The sequence below is a fragment of the Kitasatospora sp. NPDC056800 genome (assembly GCF_042789775.1).
Classification (GTDB): Bacteria; Actinomycetota; Actinomycetes; order Streptomycetales; family Streptomycetaceae; genus Kitasatospora.
Genome location: NZ_JBHUAL010000039.1, coordinates 1 through 24058, shown reverse-complemented (window position 1 = coordinate 24058; position 24058 = coordinate 1). Strand labels below are relative to the sequence as shown.

The following is a 24058-nucleotide window of genomic DNA, read 5'->3' as shown; positions in this document are numbered from 1 at the left end:
CGGACCATGAGCACCCCGCCCCCGGTCCTGGTCACCCGGCGCCTCGCCCCCGGCGTCATCGAACGGCTCACCGCGCACCACGCCGTCACCTGCCACGACTCCGACCTGGCGATGGACCGGGCCGCCCTGCTGGACGCCGTCCGCGGCCGGCGGGCCGTGATCACCACCCTGGACGACCGGGTGGACGCCGAGTTCCTCGACGCGGCCGGCCCGGGGCTGGCGGTCGTCGCCAACCACGCCGTCGGCTACCACAACGTGGACGTGGCCGCCTGCGCCGAACGCGGGGTGCTGGTCACCAACACCCCCGGCGTGCTCACCACCGCCACCGCCGACATGGCCTGGGCGCTGCTGCTGGCCGCCACCCGCCGGCTCGGCGAGGGCGAGCGGCTGCTGCGCTCCGGCGCGCCCTGGACCTGGGCGCCGAACTTCCTGCTCGGCATGGAGCTGGCCGGCACCCCGCTGGGCGTGCTCGGCATGGGCCGGATCGGCCAGGCGGTGGCCCGCCGGGCCCGCGCCTTCGACATGCCGGTCGGCTACCACAACCGCCGCGAACTGCCGCCCGAGCAGGCCGGGGGCGCCGACTGGAAGCCGCTGGAGGAACTGCTCGCCACCTCCACCGTGCTGGTCGTCACCTGCCCGTTCACCGCCGACACCCGGCACCTGCTGGACGCCCGCCGGCTCGCCCTGCTGCCACGCGGCGCGGTGGTGGTCAGCATGACCGCGGGCGTGGTGGACGAGGAGGCGCTGGCCGCCGCGCTGGAGTCCGGCGCGCTGTTCGCCGCCGCCGTGGACAACTTCGAGCGCGAGCCGGCAGTCCCGGCCGCGCTGCTCGCCCAGGAGCGCGCCGTGCTCGCCCCGCACCTGGGCAGCGCCACCGTCCGCACCCGGCAGGCGATGGGCGGCCTGGCGGTGGACAACGTGCTGGCGGTGCTCGGCGGTTCGGCGCCGCTGACGCCGGTGGTCCAGCTCATCTGACGGCAGCTCAGCGCCCCGGACGCCGGTGGAGGTCCGAACCCCCCGGGGCACCCCAGCCGGCCGCCCAGGCCAGCGCGGTGGTCATCACCCGGAACGCCCCGAAGTGCGCGGCGCCGGGCTCCAGGAACAGCTCGGCGTCCGGGATGTGGTCGGCGAGCCAGCGGGAGTGGTCGACCGGCGAGAACTGGTCGTCCGCGCCGTGCCAGAGCCAGGTCGGCACCCGGACCGACCCGACCTCGAACCCCCAGTCGGCGGTGAAGGCCAGCACGTCGTCGATCCAGCCGTCCGCGCCGTGCCGGAACGCCTCCCGGTAGTTGCTCTGGAGCATCCGCCGCAGCCCGCTGTCGGCCACCACCTCCCGGTCGGCGGCGGAGAGTTCGGTGCGCAGCCCGTTCAGCAGCCGGACCGGGTCGTCCTTGATCTGCCGGGAGCGGAACTCCATCGCGTCGGCGATCCGGCCGTGCCCGCGCTCGGCCTCCTTGTAGGCGCGGACGTTGGACGGGGTCATCCCCGCGTACCAGTCCAGACCGGTCGCGTTGCGCGGGGCCAGGCCGACCAGCACCGCCGCCCGGCTGACCCGCTCCGGCAGCAGCGCCGCGCAGGCCAGTGCGTGCGGGCCGCCGCCGGAGCGGCCGAGCACCGCGAAGTTCTCCAGCCCGAACTCGTCCGCGATGGTCCGCACGTCCGCGGCCGCCGCGCTCACCCGGCGGCCGAACAGCCTGGTCGAGTCGCCGTAGCCGGGCCGGTCGTACGAGATGAGCCGTACGCCCAGCCGGTACAGCACGGTGCTGCGCGGGTGCGGGCCGACCCGGCTGCCGGGCATGCCGTGCAGCAGGAAGACCGGACGGCCGCGCGGGTCGCCGAGGGACTCCACGGCGAGGGCGCGGTCGTCCGCCGTCTTGACCGTCCGTAACGACACCTGCGGCCTCCTCAGTGCTCCGGGTCGGTTGCGTGCTCCCGGTCGGTGGTGGTGCGCACCTCCCGGCGCGCCTGCCAGGTGGTGTGCTCGCGGGAGATCGCGTCCTCGGCGTCCCGGGCCAGGCGGGCCCAGACCTCCTCGGCCTCCATCGACTCCAGGTCCAGCTGGGCGAGTTGGCGCTGGACCTGCGCCAGCTCCTCGGCGGCCAGGGCGTACGCGGCGGCCAGCGGCCGGTACTGGCGCAGCTGCGCCCAGGCGGCGACCGAGGCGGCCACCGCCGACACCGTGCCCAGCGCGTCGTAGCCGAACGCGCCGAGCGCCCGCAGGACGGCGAGCACCAGGCCCAGCGCGGGCAGCAGCACGCCCAGCACCCCGGCCCAGTGCCCGGCGCGGGCGCAGTAGCGGGCCTTGGCGCGGTACCAGTCGTGCTGCAGCCGGATCCGCTCGGCCAGGTACACCTCGCGGCGCACCGCCAGCGGCTGCCCGCGCAGGTCGCGCATCGCCGGGGTGATCTCCACCCCGGCGTCCGGGACGCCCACCGGGGTCTCCCGGAACGCGCCGAGCACCCGGGCGAGCTGGAAGCGGTACAGCCCCTCGGCGTCCGGCAGGGGGCGCGGCGGGGGCTGGTAGGCGTCGGCCCGGACGGCGTACTTCCAGGCCAGCGTCTTCACCGACTCGGCGGCCGCCCGGCCCTCGTACCAGAGGCCCTGCGGGTTCTGCCGGCTGATCACCACGGCCAGCGCGATCGCGCCGAGGTAGGCGGCCGCCGCCGGCCAGGCCCAGGGCTCGCCGTCGGCGGAGCCGGTCGCCGCGGCGACCACCAGCAGGACCAGCTCCCAGGCGGAGAGCAGCACCGAGCGCCGCTGCCCGCGCAGTGAGGCCGCGTCGGCGGCCCAGAAGAACTCGGGCAGCAGGTCCCGCTCACGCACCCACCCGGTCCGTCCCGCAACAGACGCCATGTTCGGCCCCCACCAGTCGCTCCGGTCGCACCGCTCTCCTGCCCCGGGCGGCTCGCCGGTACGCCTGGTGACGGCCGGGGCGGCCGGATGTGGCCGGGAAGACCCGGTGGTTGTCCGGTACTCCCCGTGTTCGGTCCGGCACCCAGCGTGCGGGAGGCGGTGGGGGCGTGCGGCGGCCGACGGGTGTGCGCGGGCGACCTGCCGGTGCGGACCGGCGGGTTCGCCCGGGCGGGAGTGCGGCTCAGTAGGTGTAGAAGACCCGCTCGGCGTTCTCGGCCATCTGCTTCGCGTTCCACTCGGTGCCGCCCGGGACGTTGCCGGAGCGGAACAGCGGCGGCGCGGGGCACTCCCCGGCGGCCGCCCGGTCGGCCAGCCGGCCGACCGCCGAGGCGACCACGGCCTGCATCAGCGCGCTGGTCACGATGGTGGAGACCGGGCCGAAGGTGGTCTCGGCGCCGGGGTGGGTCAGCTCGCCGTCGCCGACCGCGATCTTGCTGTCCAGCACCACGTCGCAGTGGTCCTTCAGGTAGGTGCCGGTCGGGTGCGCCGAGGGCACCTCCCGCGGGTACGCGAGCGAGGTCACACCGACGACCTTGAGGCCGCGGTCCCGGGCGTACCGGGCCAGCTCGACCGGCATCACCTGGCGGCCGGAGAGCGAGATCACGAACAGCAGGTCCCCGGCGGTCGCCGGGGTCAGGTCCAGGGTGGCGGTGGCCAGCCCGGAGACCCGCTCCAGCGCGCTGGACAGCGGCGCGGGCATCACCGTCACCCCGGCCATCCCGGGCACGTTCAGCAGGTTCACCGGGACCAGCCCGCCGGCCCGGTAGACCACGTCCTGGGCCGGCAGCGCGGAGTGCCCGGCACCGAAGGTGAACACCCGGCGACCTTCGGTCATCGCCTCCGCCAGCAGCGCGGCGGCAGCCTCGATGGTGTCGGCCTCCTCCTCGCGGACCCGCTGGAGGTGGGAGATCGCCGCGTCGAAGTACCGGCCGACCAGGTCGTTCATCTGCTGCCTTCGCTCTCTGCCGGTGGGGGATCCGGCCGGGTGGGGTGGTCCGGGTGGTCCAGACCGCCGGTGGAGAAAGCTTCGGCGAGCACGGTCGCGCCCCGGCGGCATCGTTGTCAACAGGAACAAAACGGGTCCCCGGAGCCCCGGGGCGGACCCGGTTGTCGGTCCGGTACGTCAGAATTGGCGGTGAGGACACCGAAGAACGGAGCCAGCGGCGATGTCTGGGCTGATCGACACCACTGAGATGTACCTTCGCACCATCCTGGAGCTGGAGGAGGAGGGCATCGTCCCGATGCGCGCCCGCATCGCCGAGCGCCTGGAACAGAGCGGTCCCACGGTCAGCCAGACGGTCGGCCGGATGGAGCGCGACGGGCTGCTCCAGGTCGCCGGGGACCGCCACCTGGAGCTGACCGAGGAGGGCCGCCGGCTGGCGGTGCGCGTCATGCGCAAGCACCGCATCGCCGAGTGCCTGCTCGTCGACGTGATCGGCCTGGAGTGGGAGCAGGTGCACGAGGAGGCCTGCCGCTGGGAGCACGTGATGAGCGAGACGGTCGAGCGCAAGGTGCTCGCCATGCTCGGCCACCCCACCCAGTCCCCGTACGGCAACCCGATCCCGGGCCTGGACGAGCTGGGCGACACCAAGGCCGAGGGCGAGGGCTTCGACGCCGGGCTCGTCCCGCTGGACACCGTCAAGCCGGGCGAGGCCGGGGCCGACGTCGTGGTCCGCCGGATCGGCGAGCCGATCCAGACGGACAGCGCGCTGATGAGCACCCTGCGCCGGGCCGGCGTCCGGCCGGGCTCCACGGTCAAGGTGAGCGCCGGCGTCGGCGGCGTGCTGGTCGGCACCGGGGACAACGCGGCGGAGCTGGGCAAGGACATCGCCCAGCACGTCTTCGTCGCCCAGGCCTGAGCCCGTACCGCGCCTGAGTACTCCGATACGCCGGGTGCTCCGGTACGGCGAAGGGGCCCGCTGCTCCCCGTGCAGCGGGCCCCTTCGTCCTCCCCATCCCCTCCGTCCCCTCCTGTTCCCTCCCGCTTCCCCTCCGTCGCCGCCGCCCGGCTTCCCCGTCCGAGCGCCCCTGCCGGCGTCCCCACACATCGCAATTCCTCCCCTCGGCCGATCATGGCAATCCTTGAGTGCTGTCACTCGTACGAGGGGCTTTGCCGGTTGACCAGCGGGTACACGGAGGCCTTATCCGGACATGCGTATGACGGGCCCCGTCCCCGGTGGGGGACAAGGCCCGTCACTCGCGCGCGTGGTGTCGCGCGGAGCGCGCCCTCACCCGATCGGCAGAGGGCGGCTGGTCTCGGGGGCGTCCGACACGCCCGGGGCCGAACGGAGCAGGCCGGGTGGCGCGGGTCGGACGGAGTGGGTCGGACGGAGCGGGTCGGGGGAGCGGCCCGGGCTCAGCCCACCGGCGCGGGCTGGGCGGCCCCGGCGGTGCGGACCGAGGGCGCCTCGCGGCCGCAGGCGTACGCGAGCGGGCTGATCAGTTCCGCGGCGTCCGGCAGCCAGCGGTTGAGCGCGGTGGGGGAGCGGGCCCACTGGGCGTACCCGAGGGAGCCGATCCGGGACGGCGGGGCGACCGTCCAGTCCCCCTCGCCGCGGGCGACCAGGTCCAGCCGGCCGGGCGGCCAGCCGAGCCGGCGGAGCATCTCCGGGAGTCTGGCCGCGACCCCGGGCAGCACCAGGAAGTGCAGCCGCCGCCCGATCCGCCCGGGCGCGGCGGGCTGGACCGCCACCGGTCCGAGCTGGAGGTCCATCCGCTCCATCCGGGCGAGCGCCAGGCAGCCGGCCGTCTCCGGGACGTCCAGGACGTCGAACGAGCGCCCGGTGGGCAGCAGGATCGACGCCTGCGACCGCTCGGTCCACCAGCTCCGCACCGCGCCGGGGCCGGCGCTCGCCTGCCGCGCCCAGTCCGGGTCCAGCGGGTGGGCGCCCGGCAGCGTGCAGCGCCGGTCGCCGCAGGAGCAGCGGACGCCGCCGTCGCCGTCGTCGACCAGCCAGGCGCCCGGGGCGACCTCCCAGTGGCGGGTCTCGGCGTAGCCGACGGCTTCGATGAGTAAGGGGGGCGGAGCGGCCTTCTCGTTCCGGTCCGCGTCGGGGATGTCTTCCACGGGGTGCTCAACTACCGTGCGTGAGGCTGGTTACGGCCCGGAGCCGCCCGGTTGGGTGCATCGCGGCAATGTCACCCGTTCCGGTTAGTCGACCGAGTTGAAGGGCCCGAGGGCAGGCGCAGCGGGGGCGCACAGGAGCATTTACCAGGGCGCAAGGGGGGTGCGGTTCGTCACCGTGGGTATCCCGCTGGCGTTGCTGATCGCTAACCTGGTGTCAGATTCCTTGGACGGTCGGACAGTCGGCAACAGATCAGCAGAATCGTCGCCCGCCGGCCGGGACCGGAGGGTGTGGGGAGGCGAAGCCCAATGGCCGCGAGACCACTCGTCGCACGACAGCCCAACGAGCGTCTGCAGCAACTGATCCAGGAGGCCAGCTGTTCCAATGCCGGCCTGGCCCGCAGGGTCAACCTCTGCGGCGCCGAGCACGGGCTGGACCTTCGGTACGACAAGACCTCCGTCGCCCGCTGGCTGCGCGGGCAGCAGCCGCGCGGGCAGGCGCCGGCCGTGATCGCCGAGGCCCTCGGCCGCAAGCTCGGCCGCAGTGTGTCGGTCGAGGAGATCGGCATGGCGGACGGCAAGAACCTGAGCTCCGGCATCGGGCTCCAGTTCGCGCCGACCATCGGCGCCGCCCTGGAGCAGGTGTGCGAGCTGTGGCGCAGTGACGTCGGCCGGCGGGACTTCCTGACCGGCGCGACGGTCGCCGCGTCCGCGCTGGTGGAGCCCAGCCGGGACTGGCTGATCACCCCGCCGGACCCGGTGGTGGCGCGGGCCGGCGGCCCCCGGGTCGGTCCGACCGACGTGGCCGCGATCAAGGCGACCACCGCGATGCTGGTCGACCTGGACCACCGCTTCGGCAGCGGCCACGTGCGCCCGGTGGTGGTGCACTACCTCAACTCGGTGGTCTCCGGCCTGCTCGGCGGCGCCTACCGGGAGGAGACCGGGCGCCAACTCTTCGCCGCCGTGGCCAGGTTGACCGAACTGGCCGGCTACATGGCGGTGGACACCGGACAGCCCGGGCTCGCCCAGCGCTACTACATCCAGGCGCTGCGGCTGGCCCAGGCCGCCGACGACCGCGGCTACGGCGGCTACGTGCTGGCCGCCTCGATGAGCCACCTGGCCGCCACCCTCGGCAACCCGCGCGAGATCGCCCAACTCGCCCGCGCCGCCCAGGAAGGCGCCCGCTCGGTGGCCACCCCGACGGCGATGGCGATGTTCTACGCCGCCGAGGCCCGCGGCCACGCCCTGCTCGGCGACGCCCGCTCCTGCGAGACGGTGTCGGCCAGGGCGCTGGAGGCGATGGAGAAGCGCCGCCCGGAGGACGACCCGGACTGGATCGCCCACTTCGACGACGCCTACCTCGCGGACGAGCTCGCCCACTGCCACCGGGACCTGGAGCAGGCCGGCCCGGCCGAGCACTACGCCCGGCGGGCGCTCGACCTGCACCCGCCGACCCGGGTCCGGCGCCGCGCGGTGGACCTCGTCCTGCTGGCCACCGCCCAGCTCCAGCAGCGGGACCTGGAACGCGCCTGCGAGACGGGCACCCAGGCGGTCCGGCTGCTGAGCGGGCTGCGCTCCAACCGGGGCGTGGAGTACCTGGACGAGTTCCGGCGCCGCCTGGAGCCCTACCGGGAGCAGCGGGTGGTCCGGGAGTTCCACGCCCGGGCCGACGCCGAGGCGGCCTAACAGCGGCCCAGGGCCTGTCTCCTGGATCCTGGCGGACCCGGCGAGGATCCAGAAGACAGGCCCTGAGCCCGGGGCCGCCGCGGATCGTCTGTGCAGGGAGCGTGACGGATGTCCCGCCCACGTGGTCACCCGGTGAGGCGAACCGGTAGCGTGGGCGCGACGTCCAATGGAACTGTGATGCTCCCAAGAACCGACGAGATGTGGTCCGCCGTCAGTGCGCGGTCCTGCACAGGTGAGGAATCGCGTTGAGTCAGCGCCGCTCGTACCCGAACTCCGGTGACTTCAACCTGGACGACCTGTTCCGCCCCGAGCCCGGCCAGCCCCAGGGCCAGCCGGGCCAGCCGGGCCCGCCGCAGGCCCACTCGGCGGTGCCGCCGGTGGGACAGCCCTCCGGGCAGCCGGAGTACCTCGGCGAGGGCGCGCACGCGCTGCCGACCCAGGCCATGCCCGCGCAGCCGATGCCCGGCCAGTCGATGGCGGGCCAGCCGATGCCCGCGCCGAACGCCCCGTGGGGCGCGCCGCAGCCCGGCTACGGCGCCGCGCAGCCCGGGTACGGTGCGCCGCAGCCCGATCCGGCCCCGGAGACCCAGTACCTGCCGCCCTACCCCGGCGGCGACCCGCAGACGGCCGGCTACCCGGCGGCGCAGGCCCAGCCCGGCTACCCGCAGCCGCAGCCCGCGCCCGGCTACCAGGCCTACCCGCCGGCCGCGCAGCCGGCCTACCCGGCGCAGGACTACCACCAGGGCTACGCCCCGGAGCAGGGGCAGGACTACGGCCAGGGCTTCGACGCGACCCAGGCGGGTGGCTCTAGGCGGGGCGGGCGTCCGTCCAACAAGCTGATCATCGGCGGTGTGGTGGCGGGCTGCGCGGCGGCCGGCATCCTGGTCGCCGTCCTGATGAACGGCGGCAGCGAGCCCACGGACGACACCAAGAAGACCGGCCCGGTGGCCGCCACCGCCGGCGCCACCGGCACCGGCGCCCCCGGGACGGCGAGCGCGAGCGGCTCCGGCGCGGCCGTCGACCCGGACGTCAAGGCCCAGGCGCAGCCGCTGTCGGACCTGCTGGGCACCGCGAGCGACAGCCGCAGCTCGGTGGTCTCCGCGGTCGCCTCGGTGCAGAAGTGCGACAAGCTGCCCGAGTCCCAGCAGGCGCTGACCGCCGCGGCCGGCAAGCGGCGCGAGCTCCAGAGCAAGCTCGGCCAGCTGAAGACCGACAAGCTGCCCGGCGGCCAGCAGCTGGTCGACCAGCTCAACGCGGCCTGGACGGCCTCGGCCCAGGCCGACGACGAGTACGCGGCCTGGGCGCAGGACGCCCAGGGCGCCTGCGACGCGAAGAAGCAGGACAACCCGCACTACAAGAACGCCGTCCAGGCCAGCGGCACCGCGACCACCGCGAAGAAGCAGGCCGCCACGCTCTGGAACACGATCGCCGCCCAGAGCGGACTGCCCAACCGGAACGACGGCGACCTCTGAGCGACGGCGACCGCTGAGCGGCGGCGGCCCCTGAACGACCGGAGGGGACGGGCCCGAGGGCCCGTCCCCGCTCCGCTCCGGGCGGCGCGCGTCAGGCCGGCGGACGGCCTCCGGTGAGCGTCCAGCGGATGTCCACGAAGCCCGGCTGCTGCAGGGTCATCCGGCCGTTCCTGACCACCTGGTAGGTGACCCAGGTGTTCACCAGCCGCGGCGACCCGCTGCTGGGCAGCATGTTGGTGGTGCCCCAGTTCAGCGGCGGGGTGATCCCGACGTCGATGACCTCGCCGCCGTCCAGCAGCGAGGAGACAGCCTTCGAGGAGACCGGCTTGCCGGCCTCCGCCAGCTTCTGCACCGCCGTCCGGAACACCTCGTACGCGACCCAGGTGGTCTGCACGCCCGGGTCGGAGACGTCGATCGGGTGCCCGTTGGTGGTGTCGGTGCGCACCACGGCGCGCAGCCCGTCCCAGATCTTCGCCGACTCCGGCGGGTACCAGCTGGTGACGTAGGCGCCGCCGAGCGGGCCGGAGTCGCCGCCGGTGGAGTCCACCACCGACTGCTGGACGCTGCCGATGATCGAGGCGATCCGGGTGTTCTTCGGGTTCAGCCGCCGGTAGGAGTCCAGCAGGTTGCCGGTCGGCTCGGCGGCCAGGGCGCTGGTGACGCAGGTGCCCGGCTCGTCCTTGCCGATCGCCTTGCGGACCACCGGGGTGTAGTCGGAGGACTGCTCGGGCGCCTTGACGTCCGTCAGCCGGATCCCGGCCGGCCGCAGCGCGGTGCCCAGGTAGCCGAGCAGGTTGTCGCCGGCCGGGGTGTCCGGGCGGACCAGGGCGACGGACTTGCAGCCGGCGTCCACCAGCTGGCGGCCGTTGCCCGCGATCAGCGCCGGCATGCCGCCGTCCACCGGGTAGGACAGCGGGCTGGCGAACTCCGGCTGGGAGAGCCCGTAGCCGCCGATCAGCGGGATGCCGGCGCGCTCCAGCACCGGCATGAACGCCTCGCCCCACTGGCTGTACGAGCCGATCACGGCGACCGCCTTGGCGTCCACCGCCTGCTGGGCGCAGGCGCGGGCACCGTCCACGGTGTTGTGCTCGTTGCAGGTGATCACGCGCAGCCGGTGGCCGTTCAGTCCGCCCTTGGTGTTGACGTCCTGGCCGATGGCGGAGGCGAGCGCCGTCATGCCCGGGCGGTCGGCGGAGCCGGTGCCCGCCGGGGCCCAGGTCATCACGGTCAGGTCGCTGCCGCTGGTGGAAGCATCGGCCGATCCGCCGCACGCGGAGGCCGAGAAGAGGGTGGGGAGCAGGACCGCGGCGGTGGCGGCGGCTGCGATCGGGCGTCGGCGGCGGCGGCGCACGATCGGGGGACGGGCCTGGAAGGAGTCCCTTCGGCTGGTCATCGGTTTTCCCTCTCTGGGGCGCCCTCCGGCGCACCGGAGCAAGCCAAGCCCCGGCGCCGCAAGCCGAGAGGGCCGAAGTGCGAACGGACGGCAAACGGACGCCGAAATCCGGGGCGGTACGCGTGTAGATCGCGAGTGGAGCACGAACAGACGGGGAACGTACGATCGTTCACCATGTCCGCCAGCACAGATTCTTCGTATCGGTCCACCCGAAACCCTTCTCGTCCGGGCCACCGCTCCAGCACGATGGGCGGCATGCCGCTCAACGACCTGCCCTGGTGGCGCTGGCGAGCCCGAATGCGCTCGGCGCTGCACATGCTGTCCGACCCCGGTTTCCAGCACGAGGCCTGGCTGACCGGCCGGGAGGGGTACGGCGACGTGACCGACGCCGTCTACCGGCTGGTCGAGGACACCTGGCTGGACCACTGGTCGGCCGAGAAGTACGTCGGGACGATCTTCCGCGACGCCGCCGAGGCCGCACTGGTGGACGTCGCGGTGCTGCGGGCCGTGCAGATGCTGCACGAGGTCGGTGCGGACGCGCCGGCCTCGGCCTACCTCGGCCACCCCGGCTGGCCGGAGACCGTCCGGGCCGCCCGCGAGGCGCACGTCGCGATGGCCGTCGGCGACGGGGACGACCCGGACGCGCCGCCGAAGTCGCTGGACGTGCTGCGCATCCTCACCCGGGTCTGACCGCCGGGCGCCGCCGTGCCGCGGTAGCCGCCGTCCCGCAGTAGCAGCCGTCCCGCAGTACGGGCAGCGGGACGGCGCATGTCCGGGATGTGACACGCTGGACCGTCCACGCACGTCACGACCTAGAACGGGATACCCCCAGTGCAGCAGCCGGCCGGCGCCCAGTACGTCCTCACGCTGTCCTGCCCCGACAAGCAGGGCATCGTCCACGCTGTCTCCAGCTACCTCTTCATGACCGGCTGCAACATCATCGACAGCCAGCAGTTCGGGGACGGCGACAGCGGGCTCTTCTTCATGCGGGTGCACTTCTCCGCCCCCGAGCCGGTCACCGCCGACAAGCTGCGGGCCAGCTTCGCCGCGATCGGCGCCTCCTTCGGCATGGACTGGCAGATCCACCCGACCGAGCAGCGGATGCGGATCGTGCTCATGGTCAGCAAGTTCGGGCACTGCCTGAACGACCTGCTCTACCGCACCCGGATCGGCGCCCTGCCGGTGGAGATCGCCGCGGTGGTCTCCAACCACACCGACCTGAAGGACCTGACCGAGAGCTACGGGGTCCCGTTCCACCACATCCCGGTCACCAAGGACACCAAGGCCGAGGCCGAGCAGCGGCTGCTCGACCTGGTCGCCGAGGAGAACGTCGAACTGGTCGTGCTGGCCCGCTACATGCAGGTACTCTCCGACCAGCTGTGCACCGCGCTGTCCGGCCGCGTGATCAACATCCACCACTCCTTCCTGCCGAGCTTCAAGGGCGCCAAGCCGTACCACCAGGCGCACGCGCGCGGCGTGAAGCTGATCGGCGCCACCGCCCACTACGTCACCGCCGACCTGGACGAGGGCCCGATCATCGAGCAGGAGGTCGCCCGGGTCACCCACGACGTCAGCCCCGACCAGCTGGTCGCGCTCGGCCGGGACGTCGAGTGCCAGGCGCTGGCCCGCGCGGTGAAGTGGCACAGCGAGCACCGGGTGCTGCTGGACGGGACCCGGACGGTCGTCTTCGCCTGAGGCGCGGGGCCGGGGCCGGGGCCGGGGCCCCTGGGGCCTGCTACGGCCCGCTACGGCCTGGAGAGCAGCGGGAGCGCGTGCAGCACCTCGCGGACGGCGGCCCGGTCGCCGTGGGTGCCGACCGGCAGCCGGTCCGGGTCGCGGTGCGCCGCGGCCAGCTGGCACAGCTCCAGGCCGTCCAGCACCATCGAGGCCACCGGCTCGGTGCCGTCTCTGCCGGCTCTGCCGTCGGTGCTGTCGGAGCCGTCGGTGCGGAAGCCGTCGCCGTCGAGGGGGACCAGCCACTCGCCGCCCGCCGGGCCGTCGACCATCAGCCGCACCCGCCGGGCCGCCTTGACCCCGCCCACCGGCGCGGCCGGCACCCCGGCGAACTCGGGGCGGGCCGCGCGCAGCCCGGCCAGCGCCCGGGGGAGCAGCCGGACCACCAGCTCCACCATCTGCCGCAGGTGCTGCGGCGCCGGCGGGTCGTACGGGTAGGCGACCGCCCGGGCCACGTCCTCGCCGTGCACGAAGCACTCGAAGGCGCGGTCCACGAAGGCGTCGCGCAGCGGCAGCACCGCGAAGCCGTAGTCGACCGGGGTGTTGCCCTGCGGCCGGAGCGCGGCCCCGCGCACCAGGTCGTGGGCCTGCCGCCGCCAGCGGGAGCGCACCGACTGCGGCGCCAGACCGCGCTGGTCGGCGACCAGCCGGGCGGTGCGCGCGGTGATCGCGGCGTACGGACCGCCCTGCGGCGGGACGCGCGGCACCGCCGGACCGGCGGCCGGCTCCTGCGGCGGCACCCGCCGCCCGATCCGCGCGGCGGGCAGGCCCGGGGCGGCCGGCACCGGGTCGGGCAGACCGAGCGCCAGCGCCAGGAAGCCGTCCACCGCGGTCAGGTGGCCGAGCACCTCGGCCGGGCGCAGCCACTCGGTGCCGCCGTGCCAGGGCAGTTCGGCCACCTCCTGCCACTCCTCCGGGCCGAGGTCGCGCAGCAGCGCGTCGAGCTTGGCGGTCTCCGCCGTGTACGGCATCCCCCAGGCGGGGACGGGCAGTTCGGCCGGCCGACGGGCCAGGCACCAGTCGAGCACCTGCTGGCGCAGCGAGCCGGGCTGGTCCAGCGGCTCGTCCAGGGAGAGCCAGCCGGCCGCCTCGCGCAGCCGGGCCGCCTCCTCGGCGCACTCCCGGCAGTCGCGCAGGTGCTGCTCCAACTCGGCCGCCTCGCGGGCCGGGCAGGCGCCGAGGGCCCACGCGCCGAGCAGCGAGCGCAGGGCGTCGTGCTGCTCCTCAGTGCTGCTCACGTCTCCCCGTCCCCGTGCCCGTCCCCGTGCCCGATTCCGTCCCCGGCTCCGTCCTGGCGGGCGCGCTCCTCGGCCAGTTCGGTGGCCAGCAGCTCCAGACCGAGCCGCATCCGCTGCTTGGCGACCTGTTCGCTGATGCCGAGCAGCCGGGCCGTCTCGTGGTAGGTGCGACCGTCGTAGTAGGTCACCGCGATGGTCTCACGCAGGGGTTGGGGCAGGGAGTCGACCACGTACTGCATCCGCGCGGCGGTGGCCACGGCGCGGATCTCGGCCTCCGCGCCCGGTCCGCGGTCGGCGGCCCGCCGCGCCCGCAGCCGTTCGACCGCGCGGTGGTGGGTCAGCGCGCCGAGCCAGGAGCGCAGCGAGCCCCGGGCGGGGTCGAAGTCCTCGGGGTGCTCCCAGACGTGGGCGAAGACCTCCCGGGTGAGCTGGGTGGCGGCGGCCTGGTCGGCCAGTATCCGCCCGGCCAGGCCGTGCACCATCGGCGCGAGCTGGTCGTAGAGTTCGCCGAGCGCCGTCTCCTCGCCGCGGGCGAGGCGGCGCTGCAACTGCTCGTCCCAGCGCGGGGTCCGCTCCGGGGTGGCCATCGGGAACCACCCTCCTGACGGGTTCGCTGGCGTACCCAACGGTATCCCGCGGCCGGGCGGCGCCGGGGGCGATTCCGGCAAGAACGGAACCGTTCCCCACGGATCCCCGTCCTCCTGGACGTGCTCCCCGGTCCGGACCGCCGACCCCGGGGCCGGACCGTCGTCCTCCGGGACCGGGCCGCCGTCCTCCGGGACCGGGCCGCCGTCCTCCGGGACCGGACCGTCGGATGGTGCGACGGTCGGTCGATGTGACGGCAGGGTCGGCGGGGGCGTCCGTCGGCGCCGCCGTACGAGCACCGTCGGACACGCGCCGCACGGGTGGTTCGTGAGTGGCGGGCGGGGCGCCCGGGGCGCGCGGCGGTAGGTTCCCGACCGCGGGACCGGCAGGTCGGCCCGGGTCGGACGATCACCGGTACGAGGCTCGCGAGCGTGAGCGGGACAGTATGCACCGCGCTGTCGCCCGATCGCCGGAATATGCCCGAAGCGCTTGCTGCGTTCCGTCCCCCCGCCCATCCTGAGGCGTATTCGTGTCGCGGCCGGTGCCCGACCGACGAGACGGCGCGGACGAACGGGCGCGGGCGAACGGATCGCGCGGGCGCCCGGGCACGGCTCGGGCGGCACCGGGCGACGGGCTCGGGCCCGCCGGCCGGTCCGGCCCGACCGGGACTCAGCCGAACTGCGAGTGCGGGTGGTGGAGCGGTGCAGGTTCTTCAGGTACAGCTGGCGGTGCAGGCTGACCCCGCCGAGGTCGGTCGGGCCCGCCGGTGGGTGCGCTCGCGGCTGCTGAACCACGGGGTGGACCCGGACGCGCCGATGGCCGAGACGGTGGTGCTGGTGGTCTCGGAGCTGGTGACCAACGCCGTGGTGCACACCGGCTGTCCGGCCGTGCTGCGGCTCTGTCTGCCGGTGGCCGACGGCCCGCAGGAGGGCGGCCCGGCCGCCCCGCTGCGGGTGGAGGTCGCCGACGCGAGCCAGGCCCCCCCGGCCCCGCGGCACGCGGGCGCGGACGAGGACGCGACCAACGGGCGCGGCCTGGAGCTGGTCGAGCTGCTCTGCGAGCGCTGGGGCTGGTACCCGGACGGCTCGGGCAAGCGGGTCTGGTGCGAGATCGGCAGCGACGCCCGGCCGACCGAGCCGCTGGCCGACGTGGACTGGGCGGCTTTGGCGCAATAGCGGCTTTCGCGGCGGCCGTCCGCGGGTGCCGATCACCGGTGCTGATCACCGGCCGAAAGGTGACGCAACCATTCCGAATTTCGGACTACCCATTGACGTGACGTATCCGACTGATCACTCTTGGGTGCGGCGCTCCGTTGCGAGGGGACGCCGAGGGGACGTTCGTCCACCGTCGCGGTGCTGCTGTCCAGGGGATTCGTGCCAGCAGGGGGGATCGCGGACGGTCGGCCACGGGCCGCTCCTCGGCGAGTGCGGAGGGTGTGGCGCGGACTCAGGGCTCGCGCGCCGCGGTTGGATGGCGGCCTGCCGTGTCGCGCTCGCAGTGCGCTCGGCCTGCCGCCATCCAATGCGTCGCCCCCGTGCGACGGGATCCGGCCACCGGGCGGCCCGTTCCCAGACTTCGCTCAGGAAGCCCGTCGGGTAGGACCTTCGGCGACGGCGGGGCTCTCGGGGCCGGTGCCGCTCTCGGGGAGGGCACGGAAGGTGCGCCGGTAGGCGCTCGGCGCGACGTCGAGCCGGCCGCGCAGCTGGAGCCGCAGCGAGGCGGCGGTGCCGAAGCCGGACTCCCGGGCGACCTGGTCGATCGTCAGGTCGGTCCGCTCCAGCAACTGGCGGGCCCGCTCGGTGCGCTGGGTGGTGATCCACTGGCCGGGGCTGGCCCCGGTCTCCTCCCGGAAGCGCCGGGTGAAGGTCCGTACGCTCATCCCCGCCCGGTCGGCGAGCTGTCGCAGCACCAGCGGCCGGTCCAGGTGCTCCAGCGCCCAGGCGCGCACCGCGGCGGTGCCGCTGTCGCCGGGGTCCACCGGGCTCGGGGCCTCCACGTACTGCTTCTGGCCGCCCTCGCGCCACGGCGGCACCAGGCAGCTGCGGGCCACCGCGTTGGCCACCGCGCTGCCGTGGTCGCGGCGCACCACGTGCAGGCAGAGGTCCACCCCGGCGGCCACCCCGCCGGAGGTGAGGACGTCGCCGTCGTCGGTGTAGAGCACGTCGGGATCCAGCCGCACCCGGGGGAACAGCTGGGCGAAGCGCTCGGTGTAGCGCCAGTGGGTGGTGGCCGGGCGGCCGTCCAGCAGGCCGGCGGCGGCGAGCACGAAGGAGCCGGTGCAGATCGACATCAGCCGGGTGCCGGGCCGGATCCGGGCCAGCGCGGCGGCCAGTGCCGGGGTGAAGCAGGCGTCGGCGACGGCCGGGCTGGAGTCGGCGGAGGCCGGGATCACCACGGTGTCGGCCCGCTCCAGCAGTTCGGGCCCGTGGTCGACGACGATCCGGAAGTCGGCGCTGGTGGCGACCGGCCGCCCGTCCAGGGTGCAGGTGGCCACTTCGTACAGCGGCCGCCCGGCCGGGTCCTTGGCGCCGCCGAAGATGCGGGCGGGGATGCCGAGTTCGAAGGCGATCACGCCCTCCAGGGCGAGTACCGCGACCAGGTGTGCCATGCCGTCCCCTCGGATGTCGGTGGGTCCGGGCCAGCCTACGTCGGGCCTTGGCCCGATTCTTGCGAAAGCTGTCATTCAGGCCACTCGTCCGGCGCCGGGCGGCCCGGAACACTCGTTCGCGTGACCGAACGCCGTGTCCTCGCCCCCGCCTCCCGCTCCGGACCGCCCGCCCCGGCCAAGCGCCCCCGGGTGCACTACGCCTGGGTGGTGGCCGCCGTCTCCCTGCTCGTCCTGCTCGGCTCGGCCGGCTTCCGCTCCACGCCGAGCCTGATGATGGACGCCCTGCACAACGAGTTCGGCTGGTCGCTCGGGACGATCTCCAGCGCCACCTCCGTCAACCTGACGCTCTACGGCCTCACCGCCCCGTTCGCCGCCGCCCTGATGGACCGTTTCGGGGTGCGCCTGGTGGTGGTCTGCGCGCTGCTGACCATCTCGGTCGGCGCCGGGCTGACCATGCTGATGCGCGAGCCCTGGCAACTGGTGCTCTGCTGGGGCGTGCTGGTCGGCCTCGGCAGCGGCTCGATGGCCGGCGCCTTCGCCACCACCATCACCGGCCGCTGGTTCCAGGCCAGGCAGGGCCTGGTCACCGGGGTGCTGACCGCCGCCGGGGCCGCCGGGAACCTGGTCTTCCTGCCGGTCGGCGCCTGGCTGGTCGAGCAGCACGGCTGGCGCTCGGCCGTGGTCGTGGTCTCGCTCGCCGCCAGCGCCGTCGCCGTCCCGGTCCTGCTGCTGATGCGCGAGCGGCCCGCCGACGTCGGCCTGCTCCCGTACGGCGCGACCGAGGCCCCGGCCGCGCCGGTGACCGAGGGCCGCGCCCTGACCCGCTCGCTGAAGGTGCTCCGGGACGCCGCCCGCACCCGGGCGTTCTGGCTGCTGGCCGGCTCCTTCGCGATCTGCGGCGCCACCACCGCCGGCCTGGTCGGCACCCACTTCATCCCGGCCGCGCACGACCACGGCATGCCGGTCACCACCGCCGCGAGCCTGCTCGCCCTGATCGGCGTCTTCGACGTGGTCGGCACCGTGGCCAGCGGCTGGTTCACCGACCGGGTCGACTCCCGGCTGCTGCTCACCGTCTACTACGGGCTGCGCGGTCTGTCCTTGCTCCTGCTGCCGCAGCTGATGGCCGGCACGCTCCAGCCGCCGATCCTCGCCTTCGTGATCTTCTACGGGCTGGACTGGGTGGCCACCGTGCCGCCGACCGTCGCGCTGTGCCGCCGGCACTTCGGCGGGGACGCCCCGATCGTCTTCGGCTGGGTGCTCGCCGCCCACCAGATCGGCGCGGCCGTCGTCGCCGGACTGGCCGGACTGGCCCGCGACGCGCTCGGCAACTACGACCTCACCTGGTACGGGGCCGGCGGGCTGTGCGCGGTCGCGGTCGGGCTCTGCCTGGCGCTGCGCACCGGGCGGACCGACCGGGCGGTGCCGGCGCTGCCGTGACGGCCGGTGCCCCGGTGGGCTCCGGTGACGGCCGGTGCTCCCGGCGGGGTTGTCGTACCGGAGGTCTAGGCTCCGGTCCATGGCCGCCCTGACCTTCACCCTGGACCCGAAGCCCGACCCGGACCTGCGGACGGACATCGTCCGGCTGTGGGTCGACGTCACCAACGCCGGCGGGGCGGTCGGCTTCGTGGGGCCGGTCACCGAGGAGGAGGTCTGGGACACCGCCGACCACCAGTTCGCCGGGATCGCGCCGGACGGTCCGGACCGGCTGCTGGTCGCCCACGAGAGCGGGACGGGCCGACTGGTCGGCGTGCTGTTCTTCGAGTCGATGCGCTTCGACCTCATGGAGCACTGGCGGATGCTCAAGCGGGTCATGGTGCACCCCGACTTCCAGGGCCTCGGCCACGGCGCCCGACTGCTCGCCGAGGCCGAGCGGGTGGCCCGGGAGTGGGGCCTGGAGTCGCTGCGGCTCACCGCGCGCGGGGGCCAGGGGCTGGAGCGGTTCTACGCCCGCAGCGGCTACCGGGAGGTCGGCCGGGTGCCGGCCGCGATCCGGGTCGCCCCCGGGGACGACCGGGACGACATCACCATGTGGCTCGACCTGCGCTGACGCCGGCCCCGGTCGGGCCGTCCGGGCCGGACCGGGTGCCCCGTGCCCCGTTCCGGCTGTCAGGCATGCTTGACTGGAGGACCGGCCCCAGCGCAACGAAGAAGGATGTGTCGAGTGACCAGCAACGGCCCGGAGAAGTCGCACGCCACGCTCCGCTACACCTCCATGCGGGTCAGCATCTTCCTCGGCTGCCTGCTGGTGGCCCTGCTGCTCGGGCACTTCCAGGTCATCCCGGTCAGCGGTGAGGCCGGCATGATCTTCCTCTTCCTGCTGGCCGCGGTCGCCTCCGCGCCGCTCAGCTACGCGCTGCTGGGCAGGCAGCGCGACGCGATGTCCGAGCAGATCAGCGGCAAGGTCTCCGGGATGCGCAGCCGTACCGCCGAGCGGATCGCCGCGCAGAACGCCGAGGAGGACGCCGCCGACGACGCCGCCCGCGCGGCCACCGCCGGCCAGAGCTGACCCCGGCCCCGCCCGCGAGCGCAGCCGCCGTGCCCGCCACCCGAGACTCCGTGCCGTCCGAGCCGCCTTCCGCCGAGCCGCCGTCCGTCGAGCCGTCCGAGCCGTCTTCCGCTGAGCAGCCGTCCGCCGGGCAGCCGTCCGTCGAGGCGGCGCTCGGCACCTGGCCGGCCCCCGTCCGCCGGCCCACCGGCCGGGACGTGGCCCGGCTCGCCGGGGTCTCCCAGGCCACCGTCTCCCTGGTCTTCTCCGGCGCCGAGGCCGGCCGACGGGTCTCCGAGGCGACCCGGGAGCGGGTCCGGGAGGCCGCCCGCAGCCTCGGGTACCGCCCGCAGGCGGCCGGCCGGCAGCTGCGGCTCGGCCGCAGCGGGATGATCCTGCTGGCCGTGCCGAACCTCCAGGGCCCGTTCTTCGGCCGGGTGCTGGAAGGCGTCCACGAGGAGGCCGGCCGCAACGGCCTGGCCGTCGTGGTCAGCTCCGGCTGGGGCAGCGCCACCCTCGCCGAGGCCGCCACCGCGGGCCGCTTCGACGGCCTGCTGATCTGCTCCCCGGACGACAGCCAGCTCGGCGAGCTGCCCGCCGACACCCCCGCCGTCTTCCTGGACGCCGACCCCGGCACCGACCGGGCGCGTCCGACCGTCGAACTCGACGTGGCCGGCGGGATGCGCGCCGCGGTCGAGCACCTGGCCGCGCTCGGCCACCGCAGGATCGGCCGGCTGCGCTCCAGCCACTCCGCGTACACCTTCCGGGTCCGGCAGGCCGCCTTCGAGCAGGCCGTCCGCGAACTCGGCCTGGACGTGGTGGAGTTGGGCGTGAGCCTGAACGACGGACATCGGGCCGCGCGGGCCGTCGCGGGCCGGCTGCTGGAGCGGGCGGACCGGCCGCGCGCGGTGCTCTGCGACGACGACGTGGTCGCCTCCGGGGTCTACCAGGCCGCCGCCGAGCTGGGGCTGCGGGTGCCGGAGGACCTGTCGGTGGTCGGCATGGACAACGTCGCGGTGGCCGCGCTGCTCGCCCCGCCGCTGACCACCGTCGACCTGCCGGGCGAGGAGCTGGGCCGGGCGGGCGCGGCCGCGCTGGCGGCCCTGCTGCGCGGGGAGCGGGTGGCGCCGGTCGCGCCGCTGGCGACCTCGCTGGTGCTGCGCTCCTCCACGGCGCCGGCCGGTTCGGCCTCGACGGGCTGATCACGGTCCGTCACCACTGGGTGGTGCCGCTCCGTCCGGATTGCCCCCGTATGGCCCTCAGGTGGCTCACAGATGCCCCTCGGATGCGTTCAGAATTGCTCCAATCGGGTGAATAATCCTCATTTACTCTCGCGCCGTACCTCCATTCGGATTAACAGAGGGTGAGATTCCAGGATGCGGACGCTCCGATCAATACCCTCACCCTCGTCCAAGGCGGGCCGGATGGCCACCGCCCTGGGCCTCTTCGCGGGCACGCTGCTCACCGGCACCCTCACCGTCCCGACCGCCCAGGCGGCCGTCGGCTTCACCAAGACGGTGGACAAGCCGACGGCGGCGCCCGGCGAGAACGTCACCTACACCCTGCGCTACACCTGTTCCGTCACCGACTGCGCCAACGGCCGGATCACCGACACCCTCCCGGCCGGGATGGAGTTCGTCGGCTGGACCCCGGACGCGAGCACCGTCGACGTCGCGGGCTCGACCGTCCCGGCGGCCGGCACCGTCGGCGGCACCCTCGACATCAGGCTCCTCACCCTCACCCCGGGGACCACCGCGACCGTCAAGGTCGTCCTCAGGTTCCCCAACTTCACCACCCCCAACGGCACCAAGGCCGTCAACTCGGCCACCCTGACCGCCGACGGCGAGCCCGAGCAGTCCGGCTCCGCCACCACCGGCGCCGTCGTCCAGCCCGACTACAAGGTCACCAAGGGCGTCCAGACCAGCAGCCAGGACGGCCGCTCGGTCACCTACCAGTTCAGCGCCTGCTCCACCAGCGGCGTCCCCAACGTCGACCTGGACGCGAGCCGGCTGGTCGACACCCTGCCGCCCGGCGCCGTCGTCGACACCGGCCGCTCGCCCGGCTGGACCCAGGACCCGGGCAACCCCGACCGCTGGGTGTTCGACATCGGCGCCTTCCGGGCCGGCAACGGCCAGGCCGGCTGCCGCAACCCCGGCGTCCTGGTCGTCAACTACCCCGACCCGGCGTTCCCCAGCGGCACCACCTCCACCAACTCGGTGGTCCTGCAGGGCGACCCGCTCGGCCCCGAGGGCATGCGCGACCTGTCCGACGCCACCGCCGTGTCCCCGGTCTTCCAGCCGCCGACCACCGGCATCCAGGTCACCGCCTCCAAGGTCTGGCAGGACCAGGTGGTCTCCGGCGACATCGCCTCCTTCAGCCTCCACGCCGTCAACACCGCCGGCCCCGTCACCCGCCTGGTGATGACCGACCCGGGCGGCGGCACCACCACCGGCCTCTACAACTGGCTGATCCCCCAGTCCATCCAGCTGGAGGCCTGGAACCCCGCCACCATCGGCCTCACCCTCCAGTACCGGCTCGACGGCGACCCGACCTGGCGGACCTTCACCCCCGGCAAGCCGTTCGACGGTTCGGGCAGCCGCCGGATCACCTTCGCCGAAGGCGCCGGGAACCCGGCGAACGACGTGCTCGGCCTCCCGGCCGGCCGCCGGCTCGACGGGCTGCGCTTCGAGTGGAACGGCCCCGTCCCCACCGGCTGGAGCCCCGGCAACGCCGTCCAGGTGCTCTCCCAGGTGGTCACCCCCGGCCACGACGGCCGCACCGCCCCCGGCCCGCTGCACAACTGCGTGGACGTGACCGGCACCGACGCGGCCGGCGCCACCGCCTCGGCGAACGCCTGCGCCGACACCACCGTCTCCGCCGCCACCAACCTGGGCGCCGCCAAGACCACCGTCTCCGGCGAGGTCCTCGCCCCCGGCGGCATCGCGACCTTCCAGCTCACCCCGTACAACCGCACCGGCCGCACCCTGGGCACCCCGCTGGTGATGTACGACCTGCTGCCGCCCGGCCTCGTCTACCAGGACGGCAGCGCCCGGCGCGACCCCGGCTACCCGGAGTCCGTCGCCCCGAGCTCCGTCCAGGTGCTGCCCGGACCGGACGGCCGCCAGTTGCTCAAGCTGACCTGGCCGGCCGGCGCGCCCGACATGACCTACCTCGACGACCACCGGGCCTACCGCACCCTGATCGACGTCCAGGTGGCCGGCAGCGCCAGGCCCGGGACCCTCACCAACGACGCGTACGTCACCACCGAGGGCGCCGGGGAACCCGTCGCCTGCTCCTACTTCGGCACCGACAGCGGCGTCCCGGACACCCACGACCTCGACGGCGACGGCAACACCACCGAGACCATGTGCCACGCCTCCTCCCGGGTCGAGGTGCAGGTCCCGGCCGTGCTGCGCTCCTTCAAGGAGGTCAAGGGCGACCTCGACCAGGACTACGCCACCACCGGCACCACCACGCCCGGCGGCGGCCTCTCCTACCGGCTGACCGTCCGCAACGACTCGCCGGACCCGGTCACCGACTTCGTCGCGTACGACAAGCTGCCCACCCCCGGCGACTCCTACCTGCTGCGCCCGGACGTCCCGCGCGGCTCCGCCTGGACGCCCTCGCTCACCCGGCCGCTGACCTCCAGCGACCCGACCGTGGCGATCGAGTACACCACCTCGCCGAACCCCTGCCCGACCGGGCCGATCACCGTGCCCGGGCCGTGCGACGCGAACGCCAAGTGGAGCACCGACTTCCCCGGGCCGGGCAACACCACCTGGTTCAAGGTCAGCCGGCCGGGCACCCTGCCGTCCGGCGGACTGTTCACCCTGACCTGGCCGATGGTCGCCTCGGTGGACGCCGGCAACGCCGACTTCGCGTGGAACAGCTTCGCCTACACCGCCACCGACTCCACCGGCAACCCGCTGCTGCCGGCCGAGCCCGCCAAGGTCGGCGTCGGCGTCCAGGCGCCCGCGCCGCCGGACAACGCGCTCGGCGACCACGTCTGGGCCGACCGCGACGGCAACGGCGTCCAGGACCCCGGCGAGAACGGGGTCCCCGGCGTCCGGGTCGAGCTGCTGGACGGGACCGGACAGCCAGTCCGGGACAAGCTGGGCAAGCCGGTCACCACGGTGACGGACGCGGACGGGAACTACCTGTTCGACAAGTTGCCGGACGGGGAGTACGCGGTGCGCTTCGACCTGACGACCGCTCCGGCGGGCGCCAGGGCCACCACGCGGCACGCGGGGAAGGACCCGGCGCGGGACTCGGACGCCGACCCGGCCACCGGGACCACCCAGACCGTGCGGCTGTCGGGCGGGGCCCGGGACCTGAGCCTGGACCTGGGGCTGGTGCCGGCGGACGAGCCGACGCCGACGCCTACTCCGACTGCGACTCCGACGGGTTCGCCGACGCCGACCGGTTCCCCGTCTCCGACCTCGTCGCCGACTCCGACGAACTCGCCGTCCCCCACGGGTTCGCCGACGCCGACCGGTTCGCCCACGGGTACGCCCACGAGTGCGCCCACCGGTTCGCCGGCACCGACGGACTCGACCTCGCCGTCGGACGGCCCCACCGGCGGTCCGTCGGACGGCCCCTCGAACGGCCCGTCGTCGAGCGAGCCCCCGAGCACGGGTGAGCCCGGCGGGCCGTCGCAGGATCCGCAGCGGCCGTCCCCGGACCGGGGTGGCGGCGAGCTGCCGCACACCGGCGGGCCCGGTCTGCTGCCGGCCGCTCTCGGTGCCGCTGCCCTGGGCCTCGGCGTGCTGTTCACGGTGGTCGCCCGGCGCCGTCGGGGCCGCCACAGCTGACCGCGCGTGGCTGATCACCCGTAGGTGAACGACAGGAAGGACAAAGACCGCGCCCGCCGGCCAGACCAC

The 24058-nt window shown here is 74.6% G+C and carries 20 protein-coding genes; 12 read left to right on the top strand and 8 right to left on the bottom strand.

Going from position 1 to position 24058, the window contains the following annotated elements; translation table 11 throughout:
• Nucleotides 1–6: 6 nt before the first annotated feature.
• A complete protein-coding gene (locus ACFRQN_RS11900; protein ID WP_380740008.1) occupies nucleotides 7–975 on the top strand; it encodes a 2-hydroxyacid dehydrogenase in 969 nt (322 codons plus the stop codon).
• A 7-nt stretch (nucleotides 976–982) separates the two neighbouring features.
• Here the strand turns inward: ACFRQN_RS11900 and ACFRQN_RS11895 are convergent, their stop codons facing one another.
• The 3 genes from ACFRQN_RS11895 to ACFRQN_RS11885 form a co-directional block, all read right to left on the bottom strand.
• Nucleotides 983–1894, bottom strand: a complete 912-nt coding sequence (locus ACFRQN_RS11895) for an alpha/beta fold hydrolase (RefSeq protein ID WP_049649964.1) — start codon at nucleotides 1892–1894, stop codon at nucleotides 983–985.
• 11 nt (nucleotides 1895–1905) lie between these two features.
• The gene (locus ACFRQN_RS11890; RefSeq protein WP_049649965.1) at nucleotides 1906–2823 is read right to left on the bottom strand and encodes a DUF4231 domain-containing protein; all 918 of its coding nucleotides are present in this window, start codon (nucleotides 2821–2823) and stop codon (nucleotides 1906–1908) included.
• A 271-nt stretch (nucleotides 2824–3094) separates the two neighbouring features.
• Nucleotides 3095–3859, bottom strand: a complete 765-nt coding sequence (locus tag ACFRQN_RS11885; RefSeq protein ID WP_049649966.1) for a sugar isomerase domain-containing protein — start codon at nucleotides 3857–3859, stop codon at nucleotides 3095–3097.
• 220 nt (nucleotides 3860–4079) lie between these two features.
• On the opposite strand from ACFRQN_RS11885, the gene ACFRQN_RS11880 reads away from it, so the two are divergent.
• Nucleotides 4080–4772 (top strand): metal-dependent transcriptional regulator, encoded by a 693-nt coding sequence (locus tag ACFRQN_RS11880; RefSeq protein WP_049649967.1) that lies wholly within the window; start codon nucleotides 4080–4082, stop codon nucleotides 4770–4772.
• 497 nt (nucleotides 4773–5269) lie between these two features.
• Here the strand turns inward: ACFRQN_RS11880 and ACFRQN_RS11875 are convergent, their stop codons facing one another.
• Nucleotides 5270–5980: a bifunctional DNA primase/polymerase gene (locus ACFRQN_RS11875; protein ID WP_053111970.1), complete on the bottom strand. Its 711-nt coding sequence runs from the start codon at nucleotides 5978–5980 to the stop codon at nucleotides 5270–5272.
• Between the two features lie 306 nt (nucleotides 5981–6286).
• On the opposite strand from ACFRQN_RS11875, the gene ACFRQN_RS11870 reads away from it, so the two are divergent.
• Together ACFRQN_RS11870 and ACFRQN_RS11865 are read left to right on the top strand one after the other, a co-directional pair.
• Nucleotides 6287–7663, top strand: coding sequence for a hypothetical protein (locus ACFRQN_RS11870; protein ID WP_049649968.1), 1377 nt, complete (start codon nucleotides 6287–6289; stop codon nucleotides 7661–7663).
• 245 nt (nucleotides 7664–7908) lie between these two features.
• Complete coding sequence (locus ACFRQN_RS11865; protein ID WP_380740005.1) at nucleotides 7909–9135, top strand: hypothetical protein; 1227 nt, start codon at nucleotides 7909–7911, stop codon at nucleotides 9133–9135.
• Between the two features lie 91 nt (nucleotides 9136–9226).
• Here the strand turns inward: ACFRQN_RS11865 and ACFRQN_RS11860 are convergent, their stop codons facing one another.
• Nucleotides 9227–10528: an ABC transporter substrate-binding protein gene (locus ACFRQN_RS11860; RefSeq protein ID WP_049649970.1), complete on the bottom strand. Its 1302-nt coding sequence runs from the start codon at nucleotides 10526–10528 to the stop codon at nucleotides 9227–9229.
• Between the two features lie 174 nt (nucleotides 10529–10702).
• Between ACFRQN_RS11860 and ACFRQN_RS11855 the strand changes: the two genes are divergently transcribed.
• Together ACFRQN_RS11855 and purU are read left to right on the top strand one after the other, a co-directional pair.
• A complete protein-coding gene (locus tag ACFRQN_RS11855; RefSeq protein WP_074005503.1) occupies nucleotides 10703–11218 on the top strand; it encodes a hypothetical protein in 516 nt (171 codons plus the stop codon).
• 141 nt (nucleotides 11219–11359) lie between these two features.
• Nucleotides 11360–12223, top strand: coding sequence for a formyltetrahydrofolate deformylase (gene purU / locus ACFRQN_RS11850; RefSeq protein ID WP_181970649.1), 864 nt, complete (start codon nucleotides 11360–11362; stop codon nucleotides 12221–12223).
• Nucleotides 12224–12273: 50 nt separating this feature from the next.
• Here the strand turns inward: purU and ACFRQN_RS11845 are convergent, their stop codons facing one another.
• The gene (locus ACFRQN_RS11845; RefSeq protein WP_375876386.1) at nucleotides 12274–13500 is read right to left on the bottom strand and encodes a zf-HC2 domain-containing protein; all 1227 of its coding nucleotides are present in this window, start codon (nucleotides 13498–13500) and stop codon (nucleotides 12274–12276) included.
• Nucleotides 13497–14087, bottom strand: coding sequence for an RNA polymerase sigma factor (locus tag ACFRQN_RS11840; RefSeq protein WP_063780343.1), 591 nt, complete (start codon nucleotides 14085–14087; stop codon nucleotides 13497–13499). The genes ACFRQN_RS11845 and ACFRQN_RS11840 overlap by 4 nt, the downstream gene beginning before the upstream one ends.
• Before the next feature lie 699 nt (nucleotides 14088–14786).
• Here ACFRQN_RS11840 and ACFRQN_RS11835 point away from each other — a divergent pair.
• Nucleotides 14787–15260, top strand: coding sequence for an anti-sigma regulatory factor (locus ACFRQN_RS11835; RefSeq protein WP_049658191.1), 474 nt, complete (start codon nucleotides 14787–14789; stop codon nucleotides 15258–15260).
• Between the two features lie 404 nt (nucleotides 15261–15664).
• Here ACFRQN_RS11835 and ACFRQN_RS11830 read toward each other — a convergent pair whose 3' ends face one another.
• Nucleotides 15665–16693 (bottom strand): GlxA family transcriptional regulator, encoded by a 1029-nt coding sequence (locus ACFRQN_RS11830; RefSeq protein ID WP_380740002.1) that lies wholly within the window; start codon nucleotides 16691–16693, stop codon nucleotides 15665–15667.
• Between the two features lie 120 nt (nucleotides 16694–16813).
• Here ACFRQN_RS11830 and ACFRQN_RS11825 point away from each other — a divergent pair, with 120 nt between their 5' ends.
• From ACFRQN_RS11825 to ACFRQN_RS11805, 5 genes are all read left to right on the top strand, one after another.
• Entirely contained in the window at nucleotides 16814–18130 is a 1317-nt protein-coding gene (locus ACFRQN_RS11825; protein WP_380740000.1) for an MFS transporter, read from the top strand.
• Between the two features lie 79 nt (nucleotides 18131–18209).
• Nucleotides 18210–18740 carry a GNAT family N-acetyltransferase gene (locus tag ACFRQN_RS11820; RefSeq protein WP_117489154.1) on the top strand — a complete coding sequence of 177 codons (531 nt, stop codon included), beginning with the start codon at nucleotides 18210–18212 and terminating at the stop codon, nucleotides 18738–18740.
• Nucleotides 18741–18854: 114 nt separating this feature from the next.
• On the top strand, nucleotides 18855–19199 hold the full coding sequence (locus ACFRQN_RS11815; protein WP_369808350.1) for a DUF4229 domain-containing protein: 345 nt from the start codon (nucleotides 18855–18857) through the stop codon (nucleotides 19197–19199).
• Between the two features lie 29 nt (nucleotides 19200–19228).
• On the top strand, nucleotides 19229–20380 hold the full coding sequence (locus ACFRQN_RS11810) for a LacI family DNA-binding transcriptional regulator (RefSeq protein ID WP_380739997.1): 1152 nt from the start codon (nucleotides 19229–19231) through the stop codon (nucleotides 20378–20380).
• A 222-nt stretch (nucleotides 20381–20602) separates the two neighbouring features.
• Complete coding sequence (locus ACFRQN_RS11805; protein ID WP_380739995.1) at nucleotides 20603–23989, top strand: SdrD B-like domain-containing protein; 3387 nt, start codon at nucleotides 20603–20605, stop codon at nucleotides 23987–23989.
• The last annotated feature ends 69 nt before the right edge of the window (nucleotides 23990–24058 follow it).

Excerpts from the sequence above, each read along its gene's own strand:
- ACFRQN_RS11900 (WP_380740008.1), top strand. The coding sequence starts at position 7 with ATGAGCACCCCGCCCCCGGTCCTGGTCACCCGGCGCCTCGCCCCCGGC.
- ACFRQN_RS11885 (WP_049649966.1), bottom strand. The coding sequence starts at position 3,859 with ATGAACGACCTGGTCGGCCGGTACTTCGACGCGGCGATCTCCCACCTC.
- ACFRQN_RS11880 (WP_049649967.1), top strand. The coding sequence starts at position 4,080 with ATGTCTGGGCTGATCGACACCACTGAGATGTACCTTCGCACCATCCTG.
- ACFRQN_RS11870 (WP_049649968.1), top strand. The coding sequence starts at position 6,287 with ATGGCCGCGAGACCACTCGTCGCACGACAGCCCAACGAGCGTCTGCAG.
- ACFRQN_RS11860 (WP_049649970.1), bottom strand. The coding sequence starts at position 10,528 with ATGACCAGCCGAAGGGACTCCTTCCAGGCCCGTCCCCCGATCGTGCGC.
- ACFRQN_RS11855 (WP_074005503.1), top strand. The coding sequence starts at position 10,703 with ATGTCCGCCAGCACAGATTCTTCGTATCGGTCCACCCGAAACCCTTCT.
- ACFRQN_RS11840 (WP_063780343.1), bottom strand. The coding sequence starts at position 14,087 with ATGGCCACCCCGGAGCGGACCCCGCGCTGGGACGAGCAGTTGCAGCGC.
- ACFRQN_RS11830 (WP_380740002.1), bottom strand. The coding sequence starts at position 16,693 with ATGGCACACCTGGTCGCGGTACTCGCCCTGGAGGGCGTGATCGCCTTC.
- ACFRQN_RS11820 (WP_117489154.1), top strand. The coding sequence starts at position 18,210 with ATGGCCGCCCTGACCTTCACCCTGGACCCGAAGCCCGACCCGGACCTG.
- ACFRQN_RS11805 (WP_380739995.1), top strand. The coding sequence starts at position 20,603 with ATGGCCACCGCCCTGGGCCTCTTCGCGGGCACGCTGCTCACCGGCACC.